This is a genomic window from Streptomyces sp. NPDC107471 (assembly GCF_055582845.1).
Window position 1 is genome coordinate 142,165 of the sequence record NZ_JBVJPC010000007.1, and the last position, 17,680, is coordinate 159,844.

Genomic DNA, 17,680 nt, shown 5'->3' on the forward strand with positions numbered 1-17,680 from the left:
GTACTCCCTCTCGGGCCGCTCTCGCGCCGGATCGGCGGGCGGGCGGCCATGACTGGTGTCGGGATCCCGTGCGAGCCGCGCAGGTCCGGGGCGCGCCGAGCTCGTGGCACGCGCCCCGGAGTGCGACTACTTCGCGCCGGTGTCGCCGTCGGTCTTCTTCGGCTCGTCGTCCGACTTCGCCTCGGCGGCCTCGGCGGGCGCGTCGTCGGCGGGCTCCTCGGCCGTGTCCTTCTTACCGAGGTCGACGGACTTCTCGTCGGAGGCGGCGGCAGCGTCGTCGGCGGACTCGTCGGTCTCGGTGAGGGAGGAGGCGTCGTCCGGGACGACGTCGGAGTCGGACTTCAGGTCGTGCTCGATGCCGTGGACGATGCGGTTGTACTCGTCGTCCGTCAGTACGGCACCGATGGCGTTCTTCGCGAAGAGGAGGTCCACGCCCGGGCCCGCGTCGAGGAGGACGGTGTCGTCGTTGACCTCCTTGACCGTCGCGTACATACCCCCGATCGTGCGGACGCCGCTGCCGGGCTGCATGTCGTTCCGCATGCTGGCGGCCTGCTGCTGCTTCTTCTTGGCAGACCGGGTCATCAGGAACATGGCCCCGATGAGCACGATGAACGGGAGGAGGGTCACGAGACTCACGGGTCGGAACTTCCTTCACGCGACCGCGATGGTGAGCGGCCTGATGGTTGGGGGTGTGTGCACCGCCGTCGAAGGCGGCATCGGCGGAGTCTAAGCGAGTCCGCGCGCATGGAACAACGCTCAGCATCGCACCTGGGTTCCGGACCGGGCCAATGCTTCGCCGTCACAAAGGCATCACGTCCCGAACAGGTCCTGTTGTCCGTTTCCCGTGGAGGCCGAGCGGGGCGGGGTGAGGCCGAGATGCGCCCATGCGGCGGGAGTGGCGACCCGTCCGCGCGGGGTACGGGCGAGCAGACCCTCCCGTACGAGGAAGGGCTCGGCCACTTCCTCCACGGTCTCGCGCTCCTCCCCCACCGCGACGGCGAGGGTGGACAGGCCGACCGGGCCGCCGCCGAAGAGCTTGAGCAGGGCCTCCAGGACTCCGCGGTCGAGGCGGTCGAGGCCGCGGGCGTCGACCTCGTAGACCTTGAGTGCCGCGGCGGCGATGTCGCGGGTGATGATCCCGTCGGCCTTGACCTGGGCGTAGTCGCGGACGCGGCGCAGCAGGCGGTTGGCGATACGGGGCGTGCCGCGGGAGCGCCCCGCGATCTCGGCGGCGCCGTCGGAGCCGATCTCGACGTCGAGCAGGTTGGCCGAGCGGTGGATGACGCGCTCCAGCTCGGCCGGTTCGTAGAACTCCATGTGCGCGGTGAAGCCGAAGCGGTCGCGCAAGGGGGGCGGCAGCAGGCCCGCGCGCGTGGTCGCGCCGACCAGGGTGAACGGGGGCAGCTCCAGCGGGATGGCGGTGGCGCCGGGGCCCTTGCCGACGATGACGTCGACGCGGAAGTCCTCCATCGCCATGTACAGCATCTCCTCGGCGGGCCGCGACATGCGGTGGATCTCGTCGAGGAAGAGGACCTCGCCCTCCTGGAGGGAGGACAGGATCGCGGCGAGGTCGCCGGCGTGCTGGATGGCGGGGCCGGAGGTGATGCGGATGGGGGCGCCCATCTCGGCCGCGATGATCATCGACAGGGTGGTCTTGCCGAGGCCGGGGGCGCCGGAGAGCAGGACGTGGTCGGCGGTGGCACCGCGCGCGCGTGCGGCCCGCAGGACCAGGTCGAGCTGTTCGCGGACCTTCTCCTGGCCGATGAACTCGTCCAGGTCCTTGGGGCGCAGCGCGGCCTCGACGGCCTGGTCCTCGCGGTCGGCGGACGCACCGACGAGCCGCTCGGCGGCGGTGTCGTCGGTGGTGTCGTCCCAGTTCATGTGGTGTGCCTCTGTGTCGGGTGGGTCAGCGGGCGCGGTTCAGGGTCTGGAGGGCCGCCTTCAGCAGTTGGCCGACCTGGGGGGTGCCCTCGGCCGCCTCCGCCTGCGGGGTCACGGCGGTGACGGCCTCGTCGGCCTCGCGCGTGGCGTATCCGAGGCCGATCAGGGCGGCGTGGAGTTGGTCGCGCCAGCCCTGGGTGACCGGCGCACCGATCGCGGGGGCGCCGATCGGCTCGCCGAGCCGGTCCTTGAGCTCCAGGAGCAGCTTCTGGGCGCCCTTCTTGCCGATGCCGGGCACGGCGATCAGCGCCTTCTCGTCACCGGTGGCCACCGCTCGGCGCAGCGCGTCCGGCGCGTGCACGGCCAGCATGGCCTGGGCGAGGCGCGGGCCGACCCCGCTGGCGGTCTGGAGCAGCTCGAAGACCTGGCGCTCGTCGTCGTCGACGAAGCCGTAGAGGGTGAGGGAGTCCTCGCGGACGACCAGCGAGGTGGCGAGCTTGGCGGGCTGGCCGAGGCGGAGGGTCGACAGCGTGTTCGGCGTGCACTGCACCGCCATGCCGACACCGCCGACCTCGAGCACCGCGGTGTCGGGAGCGAGTGCGGCGACTGTGCCGCTCACGAAGGCGATCATGCCGTACGGCCTTTCCGTGCTGTGGTCCGTGCTGTGGCTGTGTGCAGGGCGACGGCCTGCTGGAGTCGGTTCTGGGCGGGGGCGCGCCAGATGTGGCAGATGGCGAGCGCGAGGGCGTCGGCGGCGTCAGCCGGCTTGGGCGGTGCGTCGAGCCGCAGCAGGCGCGTGACCATGGCGCCGACCTGGGCCTTGTCGGCGCGGCCGCTGCCGGTGACGGCGGCCTTGACCTCGCTCGGGGTGTGCAGGGCGACGGGGATGCCGCGGCGGGCGGCGCACAGCATGGCGACGGCGCTGGCCTGGGCGGTGCCCATCACCGTACGGACGTTGTGCTGGCTGAACACCCGCTCCACGGCGACGAATTCGGGCCGGTGCTCGTCCAGCCACTGTTCGATGCCCTGCTCGACGGCGACGAGCCGCTGGCCCAACTCGGCGTCCGCGGGCGTGCGGACGACTCCGACGCCGATCATCGTGAGCGGCCGACCCGCGACCCCCTCGACCACGCCGACACCGCACCGCGTGAGACCGGGGTCCACCCCGAGTACCCGCACCGCGCCCCTCCTTCGATCTCCCCCGGCTTCGCTGGGGTTCCCCCAGTTCGTGCAGGCTATCGGGTGCCACCGACAACGCCCGCCAGCAACGCCCGGCAAAGCAACGGGCCGACGGGTGTGCCCCGTCGGCCCGTTGGAAGCTGAGCGGTTGGCTCAGGCGTCCACCTTCTCCATGACCTCGTCGCTGACGTCGAAGTTGGCGAAGACGTTCTGGACGTCGTCGCTGTCCTCGAGGGCGTCGATCAGTCTGAAGATCTTCCTGGCGCCCTCCTCGTCCAGCTCGACCTGCATGGTCGGGACGAAGTTGGCGTCGGCGGAGTCGTAGTCGATCCCGGCCTCCTGGAGGGCGGTGCGGACCGCGACCAGGTCGGTGGCCTCGCTGAGGATCTCGAACGACTCACCCAGGTCGTTGACCTCCTCGGCGCCCGCGTCCAGGACGGCACCGAGCACGTCGTCCTCGGTGAGCTCGCCCTTGGGGACGATCACGACGCCCTTGCGGTTGAAGAGGTACGACACCGAGCCGGGGTCGGCCATGTTGCCGCCGTTGCGGGTCATGGCGACCCGCACGTCGGAGGCGGCGCGGTTGCGGTTGTCGGTGAGGCACTCGATGAGCACCGCGACGCCGTTCGGGCCGTAGCCCTCGTACATGATCGTCTCGTAGTCGGCGCCGCCGGCCTCGAGACCGCCGCCACGCTTGATCGCGGAGTCGATGTTCTTGTTCGGAACGGACGACTTCTTCGCCTTCTGCACGGCGTCGTACAGCGTCGGATTGCCGTCCAGGTCGACGCCGCCCATGCGCGCCGCGACCTCGATGTTCTTGATCAGCTTCGCGAAGAGCTTGCCGCGCTTGGCATCGATCACGGCCTTCTTGTGCTTCGTCGTGGCCCATTTAGAGTGGCCGGACATCTGCCTGTCTCCTTCGCGTAACCCATCTCTGCAACCAACGCCTGAGATCCTACAAGGACTCCCGCGTCCGGTACGCGCGCACCATGTCGACAAAGAGGGAGTGCACGCGGTGGTCGCCGGTCAGTTCCGGGTGGAACGACGTGGCGAGCGCGTTGCCCTGGCGGACCGCGACGATGTGGCCGTCGTGCTCGGCGAGCACCTCGGCCTCGGCGCCGACGGACTCGACCCAGGGGGCGCGGATGAAGACGCCCTCCACAGGGTCGCCCGGAACGCCCTCGACGTCCACGGCGGCCTCGAAGGACTCGTTCTGACGTCCGAAGGCGTTGCGGCGCACGATCATGTCGATGCCGCCGATCGTCTCCTGGCCCGAGCGCGGGTCGAGGATCTTGTCGGCGAGCATGATCAGGCCGGCGCAGGTGCCGTAGACGGGCATGCCGTCACGCACGCGCGCGCGTAGGGGCTCCATCACGCCGAACAGGACGGCCAGCTTGGAGATGGTGGTGGACTCGCCGCCGGGGATGACGAGGCCGTCCACCTCGGCGAGTTCGTCGGGGCGCCGCACCGGCCTGGCCACGGCGTCGGCCGCGGCCAGGGCGACGAGGTGCTCCCGGACGTCGCCCTGGAGGGCCAGGACGCCTATGACAGGAGTGCTCATGACTGGTTACCAGCCGCGGTTGGCGTAGCGCTCGGTCTCGGGGAGGGTGTCGCAGTTGATGCCGACCATGGCCTCGCCGAGGTTGCGGGACGCGTCCGCGATGATCTTCGGGTCGTCGTAGAAGGTGGTGGCCTTCACGATGGCGGCGGCGCGCTTGGCCGGGTCGCCGGACTTGAAGATGCCGGAGCCGACGAAGACGCCCTCGGCGCCGAGCTGGCGCATGAGCGCGGCGTCGGCCGGGGTGGCCACGCCACCGGCGGAGAACAGCACGACCGGCAGCTTGCCGAGCTCGGCGACCTCCTTGACCAGCTCGTACGGGGCGCGCAGCTCCTTGGCGGCGGCGTACAGCTCGTGGTTGTCGAAGCCGCGCAGGCGGGCGATCTCGTTCTTGATCTGGCGCAGGTGGCGGACGGCCTCGACGACGTTGCCGGTGCCGGCCTCGCCCTTGGAGCGGATCATGGCCGCGCCCTCGGCGATGCGGCGCAGGGCCTCGCCCAGGTTGGTGGCACCGCAGACGAAGGGGGTCGTGAACGCGAACTTGTCGCTGTGGTTGACCTCGTCGGCCGGGGTGAGGACCTCGGACTCGTCGATGTAGTCCACGCCGAGGGACTGCAGGACCTGGGCCTCGACGAAGTGGCCGATGCGGGACTTCGCCATGACCGGGATGGAGACGGCCTCGATGATGCCCTCGATCATGTCCGGGTCGGACATGCGGGCGACGCCGCCGTCCTTGCGGATGTCGGCCGGGACCCGCTCCAGGGCCATGACGGCCACGGCGCCCGCGTCCTCCGCGATCTTCGCCTGCTCCGGCGTGACGACGTCCATGATCACGCCGCCCTTGAGCTGCTCAGCCATGCCGCGCTTCACGCGCGCGGTGCCGGTCTCGGGAGCCTGGTTCTCGGTGCTGGACACGGGTTGACCTCGCTGAAGTGAAAGGGGATTACTGCAGCACCGAGGAAACGTCACCGGAGCAGTCCACAGCAAGGGCCAATGAGGAGGCGGTGGATCGTTTTTGCTGGTCTGGGAGCGGTGGGGCGCGGATCAGCGTGACGCGCCCGGTGCCGGTCGTCGCCTACGCGGCGCGGTCCACCAGGGCCGCCGGCGGTTCGTCGTCCATCTCGAAGGCCATCGGGAACGGGGCGTGGCCGGCCAGGCGGAACCAGCGGACCTTGCGGTGCTGGCGGAGCCGACGGGCCGCGCCGACGGCGTCGTTGTGGAAGCGGCGGGCCATCGGCACCCGGCGCACCGCCTCGGTGAGCTCGTGGGCGGCCGCCTCTCCCCCGGGCGCCTCGCGCACCGCCTCCACCTGGGCCGGCTCCGCGAAGACCGCCCGCAGCGCCTGGCTCAGTTCGCTCTCGGCGACCTCCCGCTGCTCCTCCTCGGCCTGCCGGGCGGCGTGCGCGGCCTCGTACAGGACGATCGACGCGGCCGGGTCGAGCACGCCCGAGGTGGCCAGTTCCTGGGCCACCGAGGCCCGGCGGAGCAACTGCGCGTCCAGGCCCGCGCGCGTGGCGTCGATCCTGGCGTGCAGCCGGTCGAGACGGCCCGCGGTCCAGCTCAGGTAAAGGCCGATCGCGACGAGCGCGACGAGGATCCAGATGAGGGTGGGAGTCACGGGCAGCAAGGCTATCGGGGCGGGTCGGCACGGTAGGGCGAGGGCGCTCTTGGGGGTTCGAACGCACGGCGCCCGCACCCCGCCCGGCTCGCGGAGGCGGCCCACATCGGCGTGCCGTCGGCGGTTCGGACGGCACGGCGTCTTCACCCGACGACCGAAAGACCCTCGTCCGTGTCAGCCCCGCACCCCGCCCGTGGTGCGCGCACACGCTCCCGCACGGTCCCAGGGGCCCGCCAGGCGATCAGTCCCGCGCCAGGCCCAGCCGCGCGCGTAGCCCCGGCCCCCGCTCGTCGTCCGCCGCTGCCACCGCCGCCGCGCCCGCCGTCACCGTCTCGTAGACCGACAGGATGTCCGCGCCGACGGTCGACCAGTCGAACCGGCGGACGTGCGCGCTGCCGCGCTCGCGGAGTTCGGCCAGCCGCTTCGGGTCGCCGAGGAGCCGTACCGCCGCTTCCGCCAGCGCGTCCGCGTCCTCGTTGGCGAAGAGTTCGCCGGCCGACCCGTGGTCCAGGACCTGGGCGAAGGCGTCCAGGTCCGACGCCAGCACCGGGGCGCCCGCCGACATGGCCTCGACCAGGATGATCCCGAAGCTCTCACCGCCGGTGTTGGGGGCGACGTACAGGTCGACGCTGCGCAGGAAGCGGGCCTTGTCCTCGTCGCTGACCATGCCGAGGAACTCCACGCGCGCGCGCAGCTCCTCGGGGAGCGACTCCACCGCCTCCTTCTCGTCGCCGCGCCCGGCGACCAGCAACCGGGTCTGCGGGCGCTCAGCCAGGATCCGGGGCAGGGCCCTCATCAGGACCGGCAGACCCTTGCGGGGCTCGTCGATGCGGCCCATGAAGCCGATCGTGTCGCCCTGCCACTCGGGCTTCGCCTCCGCCTTGGCGAAGAAGTCGACGTCGACGCCGTTGGGAATCACCACCGCGTCACCGCCGAGGTGTTCGACGAGGGTACGGCGGGCGTACTCGCTGACGGCGATCCGGGCGCTGATCTTCTCCAGGGCGGCCTGGAGGATCGCGTACGCGGCCACCATGACCCGCGAGCGCGGGTTCGAGGTGTGGAAGGTGGCGACGATCGGCCCCTGCGCGATCCAGCAGGTCAGCAGACCGAGCGACGGCGAGGACGGCTCGTGGATGTGGACCACGTCGAACTCGCCGTCGTGCAGCCAGCGGCGCACCCGTGCCGCCGACAGGAAACCGAAGCTCAGCCTGGCCACCGAGCCGTTGTACGGCACCGGCACCGCGCGGCCGGCCGAGACGACGTACGGCGGCAGCGGGGTGTCGTCGTCGGCCGGGGCGAGGACGGACACCTCGTGGCCGAGGCGGATGAAGTACTCGGCGAGGTCGCGGATGTGGAACTGGACGCCGCCCGGCACGTCCCAGGAGTACGGGCAGACGATGCCGATCCTCACGGGCGGGCCCCGTCCGACGGCCGGGGTTCGAGGTCCTTCAGCCACAACCGCTGCAGCATGTGCCAGTCCTCCGGATGGTCGGCGATCCCGGTGGCGAAGGCATCGGCCAGCGCCTGTGCCATGACAGACGTCTTTTCGGCCCGCGTACCTGACTCGGGCACCTCGACCGGGGGATGCACCCTGCCCTGCATGACGGGCGAGTCGTCGTACCAGAGTGTCACCGGGAGCAGCAGCGCGCCCGTCTGCTGGGCCAGCAGGGCCGGGCCCGCGGGGATGCGGGTGGCCTCGCCGAAGAACCGCACCTCGACCCCGGACGACGACAGGTCGCGCTCGGCGACCAGACAGACCAGGCCGCCGTCCCGCAGTCGCCTCGCCAGCGTGCCGAAGGCGGTGCCGCCGCTGTGCGGGAGCACCTCCATGCCGAGGCCCTCGCGGTAGGCGACGAAACGGTCGTACAGGGTCTCCGGCTTGAGCCGTTCGGCGACCGTGGTGAACGGCGTCTCCAGCTTGGTGGTGACCCAGGCGCCGGCGAGGTCCCAGTTGGCCATGTGCGGCAGGGCGAGGATGACGCCCTTGCCCGCGGCGAGCCCGTCGGTGAGGTGGTGCAGGCCCTTGGGGTCGAATCCGTTCCTGATGCGCTCCTTGCTCCAGGCGGGCAGCCGGAACGACTCCATCCAGTAGCGCAGGTACGACCGCATGCCCGCGCGCGAGAGCTCGGCGAGACGCTCCGGGCTCGCGTCGGGCACCACGCGCGCGTAGTTGCTCTCCAGGCGGAGCACGCCCTTGCCGCGTCGCTTCCAGGCCAGGTCGGCGATATTACGGCCGAGGCGCACGGCGACCGGCTCGGGGAGCTTCTTGACCACGCCCCAGCCGAGGCCGTACAGCGAGTCCGTCAGCCGCTCCTGGGCGCTCACTTCGCGGCCTCGCTCCCCTGCTGCCGGGACTGCTCCCCGGCCACGTCCGGCTCGGCCCCGTTCGACCCGGCGGCACCGGAGGCTGCGTTGTCCGATACGGCGCCCGGCTCCCCCGCGGTCTCCTCGGCCTCCTCGGCCTCGGCCGACTCCCGGCGGACCGTGACCACCCGCTGGATCAGCGTGACGAGGCTGCCGACGGCGACGACCCACAGGGCGATCGGCAGCAGGTACTGGATGCCCGGCACACCGAACTTGTGCAGGCCCGCGAGCCCGGCCGCGACCAGCGAGATCACCAGCCGCTCGGCGCGCTCCACCAGGCCGTTGACGGCGACCGGCAGTCCGATCGACTCGCCCCGGGCCTTGGTGTACGACACCACCTGGCCGCTGGCCAGGCAGAAGATGGAGACCGCGCACAGGGCGATGTCGTCACCGCCGCCCGCGTACCAGAGGGCGAAGCCGCCGAAGATGGCGCCGTCGGCGACCCGGTCGAGCGTGGAGTCCAGGAAGGCGCCCCAGCGGCTGGAACGGCCGAGCTGACGGGCCATGTTGCCGTCGACGAGGTCGGAGAACACGAACAGCGTGATCACGACCGTGCCCCAGAAGAACTCCCCCATGGGGTAGAAGACCAGCGCGCCCGCGACCACTCCGGCGGTGCCGAGGAGCGTGACCGTGTCGGGGCTGACGCCCCTTCTGATCAGAAACGAGGCGAACGGAGTGAGAACACGCGTGAAGAATGCACGCGCGTACTTGTTCAGCATGGCCTTCCCGACGGTCGGTGTGGCCGGCTCGGCCCCTGCTGGCCACCGGCTGGCCCATCGTAGCCACGCGCGCGCGTGGTCGGCGGCCGGGCACCCGGAGCCCGTGTCACGGCCTCGCGGCATCCCGGTCACGGCGCGATCGCGTCCGTCGTATGGACGCACCGTGACGGGAGTGGAAAGCTCGAAGGACCGCGGGCGTCACCGGAGCCGCACCGCACGCGGGTCCGCATGTCCGCGCCCACAGAGACCTCACCGTGCACGGGAGGCAAGGCCATGGGCGACAAGGCGAACGCACACCCCGGAGCCGCCGGCAGGGCAACAGCGGCCGACCACCCCGCGTCCGTACGGAATGTGGTGCTGGTCGGCCACTCCGGATCGGGCAAGACGACATTGGTGGAAGCTCTCGCGCTCACCGCGGGGGCAGTGAACCGGGCAGGCCGCGTGGAGGACGGCGGCACCGTCTCGGACTACGACGAGATCGAGCACCGGCAGCAACGCTCGGTACAGCTCTCCCTGGTGCCCGTCGAATGGGACGGGTACAAGATCAACCTTCTGGACACCCCCGGATACGCCGACTTCGTCGGGGAACTCAGGGCCGGTCTGCGAGCGGCGGACGCGGCCCTTTTCGTCGTCTCGGCCTCGGACGGCGTGGACGGCTCCACCCGCATGGTGTGGGAGGAGTGCGCGGCCGTCGGGATGCCCCGGGCCATCGTCGTCACGCACCTGGAGGCCGCCCGGGCGGACTTCGAGGAGATGACACGGATCTGCGCGGAGGCCTTCGGCGGCGACGACCCCGACGCCGTGCTCCCGCTGTATCTGCCGCTGCGCGCTCCACAGGGCCCCGACGGGCACGCGCCCGTGACGGGGCTGACCGGACTGCTGTCGCAGAAGCTGTTCGACTACTCGTCCGGGGAGCGCAAGGAGTCCGAGCCCGGCGAGGACCTGCTGCCGGGCATCGAGGAGGCCCGCAACCGGCTCATCGAGGGGATCATCTCGGAGAGCGAGGACGAGACCCTCATGGACCGCTATCTGGGCGGCGAGGAGATCGACTTCAAGACGCTCGTGGAGGACCTGGAGCGGGCCGTGGCACGCGGGGTCTTCCATCCGGTCCTGGCCGCCGCCCCCGCGGCCGACGGCGCCCGGCAGGGGCTCGGCACGGTCGAGCTGCTGGAGCTGATCACGGGCGGTTTCCCGACCCCGTTCGAGCACCCCACGCCCGGTGTCACGACCATCGACGGCAAGCCGCGCGAGATCAAGGCGTGCGACACCGAGGGGCCGCTGGTCGCGGAGGTCGTGAAGACGGCGTCCGACCCGTATGTCGGCCGGATCTCGCTGGTCCGGGTCTTCTCCGGGACCCTGCGTCCCGACGAGACGGTCCATGTCTCCGGGCACGGGCTCGCCGACCGCGGGCACGAGGACCACGACGTCGACGAACGCATCGGCGCCCTGTCCGCCCCCTTCGGCAAGCAGCAGCGCCAGCTCTCGCACTGCATCGCGGGCGACCTCGCGTGCGTGGCCAAGCTCAGCCGCGCGGAGACCGGCGACACCCTCTCGGCCAAGGACGACCCGCTTCTCATGGAGCCGTGGGAGATGCCCGACCCGCTGCTGCCGCTCGCCATCCAGGCGCACAGCAAGGCGGACGAGGACAAGCTCTCGCAGGGGCTGGCCCGGCTGGTCGCCGAGGACCCGACCATGCGACTCGAACAGAACCAGGACACCCACCAGGTCGTCCTGTGGTGCCTGGGCGAGGCACACGCCGACGTGGCCCTCGAACGGCTGCGCAGCCGCTACGGCGTGCAGGTGGACGTCGTACCGCACCGAGTGCCCCTGCGGGAGACGTTCGCCGGCAAGTCGGCCGGGCGCGGGCGGCACGTGAAGCAGTCCGGCGGGCACGGGCAGTACGCCATCTGCGAGATCGAGGTGGAGCCGCTGCCCGGCGGCTCGGGCATCGAGTTCGTGGACAAGGTCGTCGGCGGCGCGGTGCCGCGGCAGTTCATCCCGTCCGTCGAGAAGGGCGTACGGGCGCAGGCCGCCAAGGGGGTCGCCACCGGCCACCAGCTCATCGACGTCCGGGTGACGCTGCTGGACGGCAAGGCGCACTCCGTGGACTCCTCGGACGCCGCGTTCCAGACGGCCGGGGCGCTGGCGCTCAGGGAGGCGGCGGCCGACGCCAGGATCCATCTCCTGGAGCCGGTCGCCGAGGTGTCCGTCCTGGTCGGCGACGACTACGTGGGCGCCGTGATGAGCGACCTGTCCGGGCGGCGGGGCCGGGTGCTGGGCACCGAGCAGACCAACGGCGGGCGCACGCTCATCAAGGCCGAGGTGCCCGAGATCGAGATCGGCCGGTACGCGGTCGACCTCAGGTCCCTGTCGCACGGCACCGCGCGCTTCAGCCGCTCCTATGCCCGGCACGAACCCATGCCGCCGCAGATCGCCGAGAGGATCCGTGAAGAGGCACGCGTCGCCTCGTAGTTGGGTCCGGGCGCCGCACAAGTGGCGTTCGGGGCCCCACGGGTGACGTTTTCGGAACCCTTCCTTCCGAATCGGCGGGCGGCTTCGGCCGTCCGCCGATTAATGTCAGTGCGTACGGATACGCTGATGACCTGATCAACAGGTGTGCGAAGCAAGGAAGTCGGGAAAGCCGCAGTGGGTGAGTCCGGCGGCGATCGGGGGCGGGAATGACCGTTGACGGCGGTTACGCGGACATCTTCGGTCCGCAGGTGCCGCGCACGGGCGACGAGGCGCAGACGGCGACGTTCGCGCTGGCCTCGGCGGCCTATCGGGACAATCCGGTGGAGGAGATCCTCAAGGCCAACAACGAGTGGCACGAGTCGACCGTCAAGGGCGGCCGCAAGTGGGCGAAGATCTTCCGCCCCAACCTGGGCGAGGCCTTCTCGACGGCGGTGATCACCCGCATGCTCGGCGCGGGCCGCAAGCCGCTCATCCAGTCCTTCGGCGCCGAGCCGCAGGTCGTGGTCGAGCACTGTCTCGCGGCGAACAACATCCGCCGGGACCGGGACAACTGGCTGACCGCCGTCATGGTGCTGTGCGGGGTGCTCTTCCTGCCGGGACTTCTCGTCTGGCTGCTGGTGTTCACGCTGCGCACCAACATCGCCAGGCGCGAGGACAACAAGCAGGCGGGCGCGTTCGCCACCGCACTGCTCGTCGCGATGGGCGCGCTGGCCGTGCTCTTCCTGCTCAAGATGCCGTTCACCGGCTTCTGGGGCTGGTACGCACGCGCGTGCGTGGTGCTCCCCGTGGTCGGCTGGTTCTGGGCCAAGCAGATCTGCGAGCGCACCGCGAGGGATCTGCGGGAGCGCTGGGCCAGCCTGCTGGCCGGCAGCAGCGTGGGCGCCAAGGTGCCCGAGGCCGTGCCGAGCAACCCCGGCGAGACCGCGGCCGAGCAACTGCGCCAGTCCCTGGCCACGCTCAGCGCCGAGCAGCAGTCCAACTCGGTCTTCTACGCCGGCCCCAAGGGCATACTCGGCATGGGCACCCGGTGGGGCAGTTGGCAGCTCGCCGAGGACCTGGTGTCCGCCGATCCCACCCGGGAGATCCACCCCTTCCGTAGCTGGGACGTCATCCGGTCCATCCACGACCAGCTCCGCATGCTGGAGCGCAACACGATCAACACCGGCGGCTTCCCGAAGCCGTCCATACGCCACTGGGTCGTCACCCCGATCGCGGAGGGCGCGAAGGAGGTCTCCCGGCCCGGCGGCACCGACGTGGACGCGTACCAGGTAAAGACCCACGCGATACAGGACATCTGCAACAAGCAGCAGTTCGGCGGCGGTGACCGGCACTACCTGGGCGTGCAGTGGACGCTGTGGGAGGGGCAGCTCGTCATCACCATGCTGATCACGGTGACCGTGCTGCACGAGACGCTGCGCATCGAGGTCACCGGGCACGCGCTCGGTCCGGTGCACGGCCTGTTCACCTCGAAGCCGGCGGCCAAGGAGAAGGAGGTCGCCAAGCAGGTCAGGTTCTGGGAGACCAAGAAGATCAAGCTCCCGCTGGTCGACGCGGACGAGGTGGTCCGCCTCGCCGCCCGGGCTCCCCTGACCTGGTACCCGCCGCTGCTCAACCATCTCGGCGGCTCGCTCGCCCTGCCGGAGCCGTTCGGCCTGCGGCACGCCTGGGCGGACAAGCCGTGGCGGCACCGCTTCATGGCCGACGACGCGCTGCGCGCCGCGACCCCGGTGCTGCGGGTCGTGCACTCCGCGGCGATCCGAGTTCTCCAGGAGAACGGCGTGGACACCGAGAAGTTCGGCACGCGCGCGGGCTTCCTGAGCACGCAGGTGCAGGACGTGTCGCCGCGCAAGGCGGACCTCTACGACGCGTAGGCCTCCGGCGGTGGGGCGGGGTTCGGGTGCGGGTGGGTCTGGGTTCCGGCTCTGGGGGCTGCGCCCCCAGACCCCCCTTCGGCCTGGCGGCCTCGTCCTCAAACGCCGGACGGGCTGAAGCTGCCTTCTTGGGCCGGGATCAGGCCGTCGGCCAAGCCTCCGCCAGCATCTTGCGGGTGTCGCCGAGGAGCTGCGGCAGCACCTTGGTGTGGCCGACGACCGGCATGAAGTTCGTGTCGCCGCCCCAGCGCGGGACGATGTGCTGGTGCAGGTGGGCGGCGATGCCGGCGCCGGCGACCGTCCCCTGGTTCATGCCGATGTTGAAGCCGTGCGCCCCGGAGGCCGTCCGCAGGGCCGTCATCGCCTGCTTGGTCAGCGCCGCCAGCTCGGCGGTCTCCGGCTCGGTCAGGTCGGTGTAGTCGGCCACGTGACGGTAGGGCACCACCATCAGGTGGCCGCCGGTGTACGGGTAGAGGTTGAGCACCGCGTACACCAGCCGGCCGCGCCGGACGATCAGGCCGTCCTCGTCTGACTTGGCGGGAATCGAGCAGAAGGGGCAGCCGTCGTCGGCACCCGGGCCGGTCGGCTTGTTCTCGCCCTGGATGTAGGCCATCCGGTGGGGTGTCCACAGACGCTGGAACGCGTCCTGCGTCCCCACTCCCAACTGCTGCTCCGGCTCACTCGTCATGCAAAGCAGCATATGGCTTCGCCCGTTCGCGCCGTGTCGGCGGGGTTGTGCGAAAAGCGGCCCGGGTCAAGCTGGGCGGGTGGACGACGACAGCGGCACCCGCCCCGGCGGCGACGGACACGGAACCGACGACGACGGGCAGGCAACCGACGACGACGGCACCCACCCGGCCCACGGCACGGGCGGGAACGAGGGGCACGGCACGGGCAGGCAGGAGAGTCAGGGCACGGGCGGGAACGGGGGCCACGGCACAGCGGGTCATCGGAACCCCAGCGCCAGCGGGAACGAGGGCCACGGCACGGCCGGGCACGACAGTCACGGCACCGACGGGCACGAGGGCCACGGCGTGCGCGGGAACGACGGTCACGGCACAGCCGGTCACCGGAGCGCCAGCGCGGCCGGGCACGACGAGCACAGCACAGGCGGCAACGACGAGCACAGCACAGCCGCCCATCGCGGCCCCGGTTCGGACGAACCAGAGACCCACGGCACTGCCGCTCACCGCCAACCCGCCACGCCCGACCCAGAAACCCACGGCCCCGCCAACAACCGAACCCCCGCCACGTACGACCCCGAGACCCACGCCACCGCCACCGCCACTCAGCGGCTCCCCAACACCCGCGAACCCGGGACCCCCCGCACCCCCCGCCACCCCTCCCCCACCGCACCGGTCCGCCGCCGAGCGCACTGGGAGCAGCGCACCGAGATTCCGCTCGCCGTCGCCTCGCTGGCCTTTCTCGCCGCCTACGCGTTGCGGGTGCTGGCCCGCGGGCTGCCGGACGTCGTGCTCGATCTCTGCCTGGCGGTGACGCTGGCCGCCTGGGCGCTGTTCGCCGTCGACTACGCCGTGCGCTGGCGGCTGAGCGGACAGCGGCTGCGCTTCGTACGGACGCATGCGCTGGACACCGTCGTCCTGCTCCTGCCGCTGCTGCGGCCGCTCAGGGTCGTGAAGCTGTACGAGGCCGTGCAGCGCCGGCACGGACGGCCCCGGCTCGCGCTGCACGCACGCGTGATCGTGTACTCCGGTATGTCGACCCTTCTGCTGGGCTTCACCGGTGCCCTCGCCGTCTTCCAGCAGGAACGCGACGCCCCCGGTACGACCATGCCGACCTTCGGCGACGCCGTCTGGTGGACCTGCGCCACCCTGACCACCGTCGGCTACGGCGACGTCGTACCCGTCACCCCGCTGGGACGCCTGATCGCGGTCGGCGTGATGATGATCGGGATGGCCCTGCTGGCCGCCGTGACCGGCACCTTCGCCTCCTGGCTGCTCCAGGCGTTCTCCCGGGAGGACGACAAGAGGCCCCCGGGAAGCTGAACTCCCCGAGGGCCCCGCCGCGCAGGGATCAGACCTGCGTCCGCTCCTCCACGACCTTCACGATCTTCGCGATGGCCTCGTCGAACGGGATGCCGTTCTCCTGCGAGCCGTCGCGGTAGCGGAAGGAGACCGAGCCGCCCGCCATGTCCTCGTCGCCCGCGATGACCATGAAGGGCACCTTCTGCTTCTGGGCGTTGCGGATCTTCTTCTGCATCCGGTCGGACGAGGAGTCGACGTCGACCCGCAGGCCCTTCTTCTTGGCCGCGGCCGCGAACTTCTCCAGGTACTCGACGTGCGCGTCGCCGATCGGGATGCCGACCGCCTGGACCGGGGCCAGCCACGCCGGGAAGGCGCCCGCGTAGTGCTCCAGGAGCACCGCGAAGAACCGCTCGATCGAGCCGAACAGCGCGCGGTGGATCATGACCGGGCGCTGCTTGGAGCCGTCGGGCGAGGTGTACTCCAGCTCGAAGCGCTCCGGGAGGTTGAAGTCGAGCTGGATCGTCGACATCTGCCAGGTGCGGCCGATCGCGTCCTTGGTCTGGACGGAGATCTTCGGGCCGTAGAAGGCGGCGCCGCCCGGGTCGGGCACGAGGGGCAGGCCCTGCTTCTCGGCGACCTGGCGCAGCGTCTCCGTGGCCTCCTCCCAGGCCTCGTCGGAGCCGACGAACTTCTCCGGGTCCTTGGTGGACAGCTCCAGGTAGAAGTCGGTCAGGCCGTAGTCGCGCAGCAGGCCGAGGACGAAGGTGAGCGTCTTGTCGAGCTCCTCCGACATCTGCTCACGGGTGCAGTAGATGTGCGCGTCGTCCTGCGTGAAGCCACGCGCACGCGTGAGGCCGTGCACCACGCCCGACTTCTCGTACCGGTACACGGTCCCGAACTCGAAGAGGCGCAGCGGCAGTTCGCGGTAGGAGCGGCCGCGCGCGTCGAAGATCAGGTTGTGCATCGGGCAGTTCATGGGCTTGAGGTAGTAGTCCACGCCCTCGTCGAGCTGCATGGGCGGGTACATGCCGTCGGCGTACCAGTCCAGGTGCCCGGACGTCTCGAAGAGCTTCCCCTTCGTCGCGTGCGGGGTGTAGACGAACTCGTAGCCCTCCTCCTCGTGACGGCGGCGCGAGTAGTCCTCCATCACACGGCGGATGATGCCGCCCTTGGGGTGGAAGACGGCGAGGCCGGAGCCGATCTGCTCCGGGATGGAGAACAGGTCGAGCTCGCTGCCCAGCTTGCGGTGGTCGCGCTTCTCGGCCTCGGCGAGGAAGTCGAGGTGCGCCTTCAACTCGTCCTTGGTCGGCCACGCCGTGCCGTAGATGCGCTGGAGCATCGGGTTCTTCTCGCTGCCGCGCCAGTAGGCGGCCGCGTTGCGCATCAGCTTGAAGGCCGGGATCGCGCGGGTCGACGGCAGGTGCGGACCGCGGCAGAGGTCCTTCCAGCACAGGTCGCCGGACTTGGCGTCGAGGTTGTCGTAGATCGTCAGCTCACCGGAGCCGACCTCGACGTCCGCGCCGTCGTCGGAGGAGGCCGAGCCCTTGAGGCCGATCAGTTCGAGCTTGTACGGCTCGTCGGCGAGCTCCTCACGGGCGGCCTCGTCGGTGACCACGCGGCGGGAGAACTTCTGCCCCCGCTTCTGGATCTCCTGCATCTTCTTCTCGATGGCCTTGAGATCCTCGGGCGTGAACGGCTTCTCGACGTCGAAGTCGTAGTAGAAGCCGTCCTTGACCGGCGGGCCGATGCCCAGCTTGGCCTCCGGGAAGAGCTCCTGAACGGCCTGGGCCATCACGTGCGCGGTGGAGTGGCGCAGGATGTTGAGACCGTCCTCGGAGGAGATCTCGACGCCCTCGACGGTCTCGCCGTCGCTCAGCTCGTACGCGAGGTCCTTGAGCTCGCCTCCCACGCGCGCGGCGACGATCGAGCGCTCGCCGGCGAAGAGCTCGGCGGCCGTAGTGCCCGTCGTCACCACGCGCTCTTCCCGCTCGGAATCGCGTTGGATGATCACACGGACGTCTGACACCGGTCTC

16 protein-coding genes are annotated in these 17,680 nt (G+C 70.8%); 3 read left to right on the forward strand and 13 right to left on the reverse strand.

Translation table 11 applies throughout. From position 1 onward, the window contains the following. Positions 1-126 precede the first annotated feature (126 nt). The 11 genes from yajC to pgsA all read right to left on the reverse strand — a co-directional run bounded on the left by yajC (position 127) and on the right by pgsA (position 9,319). The gene (yajC, locus tag ACZ66S_RS24130; RefSeq protein WP_469903599.1) at positions 127-636 is read right to left on the reverse strand and encodes a preprotein translocase subunit YajC; all 510 of its coding nucleotides are present in this window, start codon (positions 634-636) and stop codon (positions 127-129) included. A gap of 174 nt (positions 637-810) precedes the next feature. Continuing rightward, positions 811-1,881, reverse strand: a complete 1,071-nt coding sequence (gene ruvB, locus ACZ66S_RS24135; RefSeq protein WP_365461646.1) for a Holliday junction branch migration DNA helicase RuvB — start codon at positions 1,879-1,881, stop codon at positions 811-813. Between the two features lie 25 nt (positions 1,882-1,906). Continuing rightward, complete coding sequence (gene ruvA, locus ACZ66S_RS24140; protein WP_053849912.1) at positions 1,907-2,512, reverse strand: Holliday junction branch migration protein RuvA; 606 nt, start codon at positions 2,510-2,512, stop codon at positions 1,907-1,909. After that, entirely contained in the window at positions 2,509-3,060 is a 552-nt protein-coding gene (gene ruvC, locus ACZ66S_RS24145) for a crossover junction endodeoxyribonuclease RuvC (RefSeq protein WP_329261226.1), read from the reverse strand. The genes ruvA and ruvC overlap by 4 nt, the downstream gene beginning before the upstream one ends. Positions 3,061-3,213: 153 nt before the next feature. Next, positions 3,214-3,966 carry a YebC/PmpR family DNA-binding transcriptional regulator gene (locus ACZ66S_RS24150; RefSeq protein ID WP_007380718.1) on the reverse strand — a complete coding sequence of 251 codons (753 nt, stop codon included), beginning with the start codon at positions 3,964-3,966 and terminating at the stop codon, positions 3,214-3,216. Positions 3,967-4,015: 49 nt separating this feature from the next. Then, positions 4,016-4,621, reverse strand: coding sequence for a pyridoxal 5'-phosphate synthase glutaminase subunit PdxT (gene pdxT, locus ACZ66S_RS24155; protein WP_469903600.1), 606 nt, complete (start codon positions 4,619-4,621; stop codon positions 4,016-4,018). Positions 4,622-4,627: 6 nt separating this feature from the next. Next, entirely contained in the window at positions 4,628-5,533 is a 906-nt protein-coding gene (gene pdxS / locus ACZ66S_RS24160) for a pyridoxal 5'-phosphate synthase lyase subunit PdxS (RefSeq protein WP_351097265.1), read from the reverse strand. Between the two features lie 160 nt (positions 5,534-5,693). Next, a complete protein-coding gene (locus ACZ66S_RS24165; RefSeq protein ID WP_053851779.1) occupies positions 5,694-6,236 on the reverse strand; it encodes a LemA family protein in 543 nt (180 codons plus the stop codon). Positions 6,237-6,477: 241 nt separating this feature from the next. Continuing rightward, positions 6,478-7,647: a glycosyltransferase family 4 protein gene (locus ACZ66S_RS24170; RefSeq protein ID WP_469903601.1), complete on the reverse strand. Its 1,170-nt coding sequence runs from the start codon at positions 7,645-7,647 to the stop codon at positions 6,478-6,480. Next, positions 7,644-8,561 carry a phosphatidylinositol mannoside acyltransferase gene (locus tag ACZ66S_RS24175; RefSeq protein WP_469903602.1) on the reverse strand — a complete coding sequence of 306 codons (918 nt, stop codon included), beginning with the start codon at positions 8,559-8,561 and terminating at the stop codon, positions 7,644-7,646. The genes ACZ66S_RS24170 and ACZ66S_RS24175 overlap by 4 nt, the downstream gene beginning before the upstream one ends. Next, a complete protein-coding gene (pgsA, locus tag ACZ66S_RS24180; protein WP_469903603.1) occupies positions 8,558-9,319 on the reverse strand; it encodes a phosphatidylinositol phosphate synthase in 762 nt (253 codons plus the stop codon). The genes ACZ66S_RS24175 and pgsA overlap by 4 nt, the downstream gene beginning before the upstream one ends. Positions 9,320-9,592: 273 nt before the next feature. Between pgsA and ACZ66S_RS24185 the strand changes: the two genes are divergently transcribed. Then, on the forward strand, positions 9,593-11,791 hold the full coding sequence (locus tag ACZ66S_RS24185; protein ID WP_469903604.1) for an elongation factor G-like protein EF-G2: 2,199 nt from the start codon (positions 9,593-9,595) through the stop codon (positions 11,789-11,791). 206 nt (positions 11,792-11,997) lie between these two features. Then, positions 11,998-13,662, forward strand: coding sequence for a hypothetical protein (locus ACZ66S_RS24190; protein ID WP_469903605.1), 1,665 nt, complete (start codon positions 11,998-12,000; stop codon positions 13,660-13,662). Between the two features lie 139 nt (positions 13,663-13,801). Here the strand turns inward: ACZ66S_RS24190 and ACZ66S_RS24195 are convergent, their stop codons facing one another. Beyond that, positions 13,802-14,362, reverse strand: a complete 561-nt coding sequence (locus ACZ66S_RS24195) for an HIT family protein (RefSeq protein WP_469903606.1) — start codon at positions 14,360-14,362, stop codon at positions 13,802-13,804. Between the two features lie 694 nt (positions 14,363-15,056). On the opposite strand from ACZ66S_RS24195, the gene ACZ66S_RS24200 reads away from it, so the two are divergent. Beyond that, the gene (locus ACZ66S_RS24200) at positions 15,057-15,668 is read left to right on the forward strand and encodes a potassium channel family protein (protein WP_469903893.1); all 612 of its coding nucleotides are present in this window, start codon (positions 15,057-15,059) and stop codon (positions 15,666-15,668) included. Positions 15,669-15,696: 28 nt separating this feature from the next. Here ACZ66S_RS24200 and thrS read toward each other — a convergent pair whose 3' ends face one another. Then, on the reverse strand, positions 15,697-17,673 hold the full coding sequence (thrS, locus tag ACZ66S_RS24205) for a threonine--tRNA ligase (protein WP_469903607.1): 1,977 nt from the start codon (positions 17,671-17,673) through the stop codon (positions 15,697-15,699). Positions 17,674-17,680 lie beyond the last annotated feature (7 nt).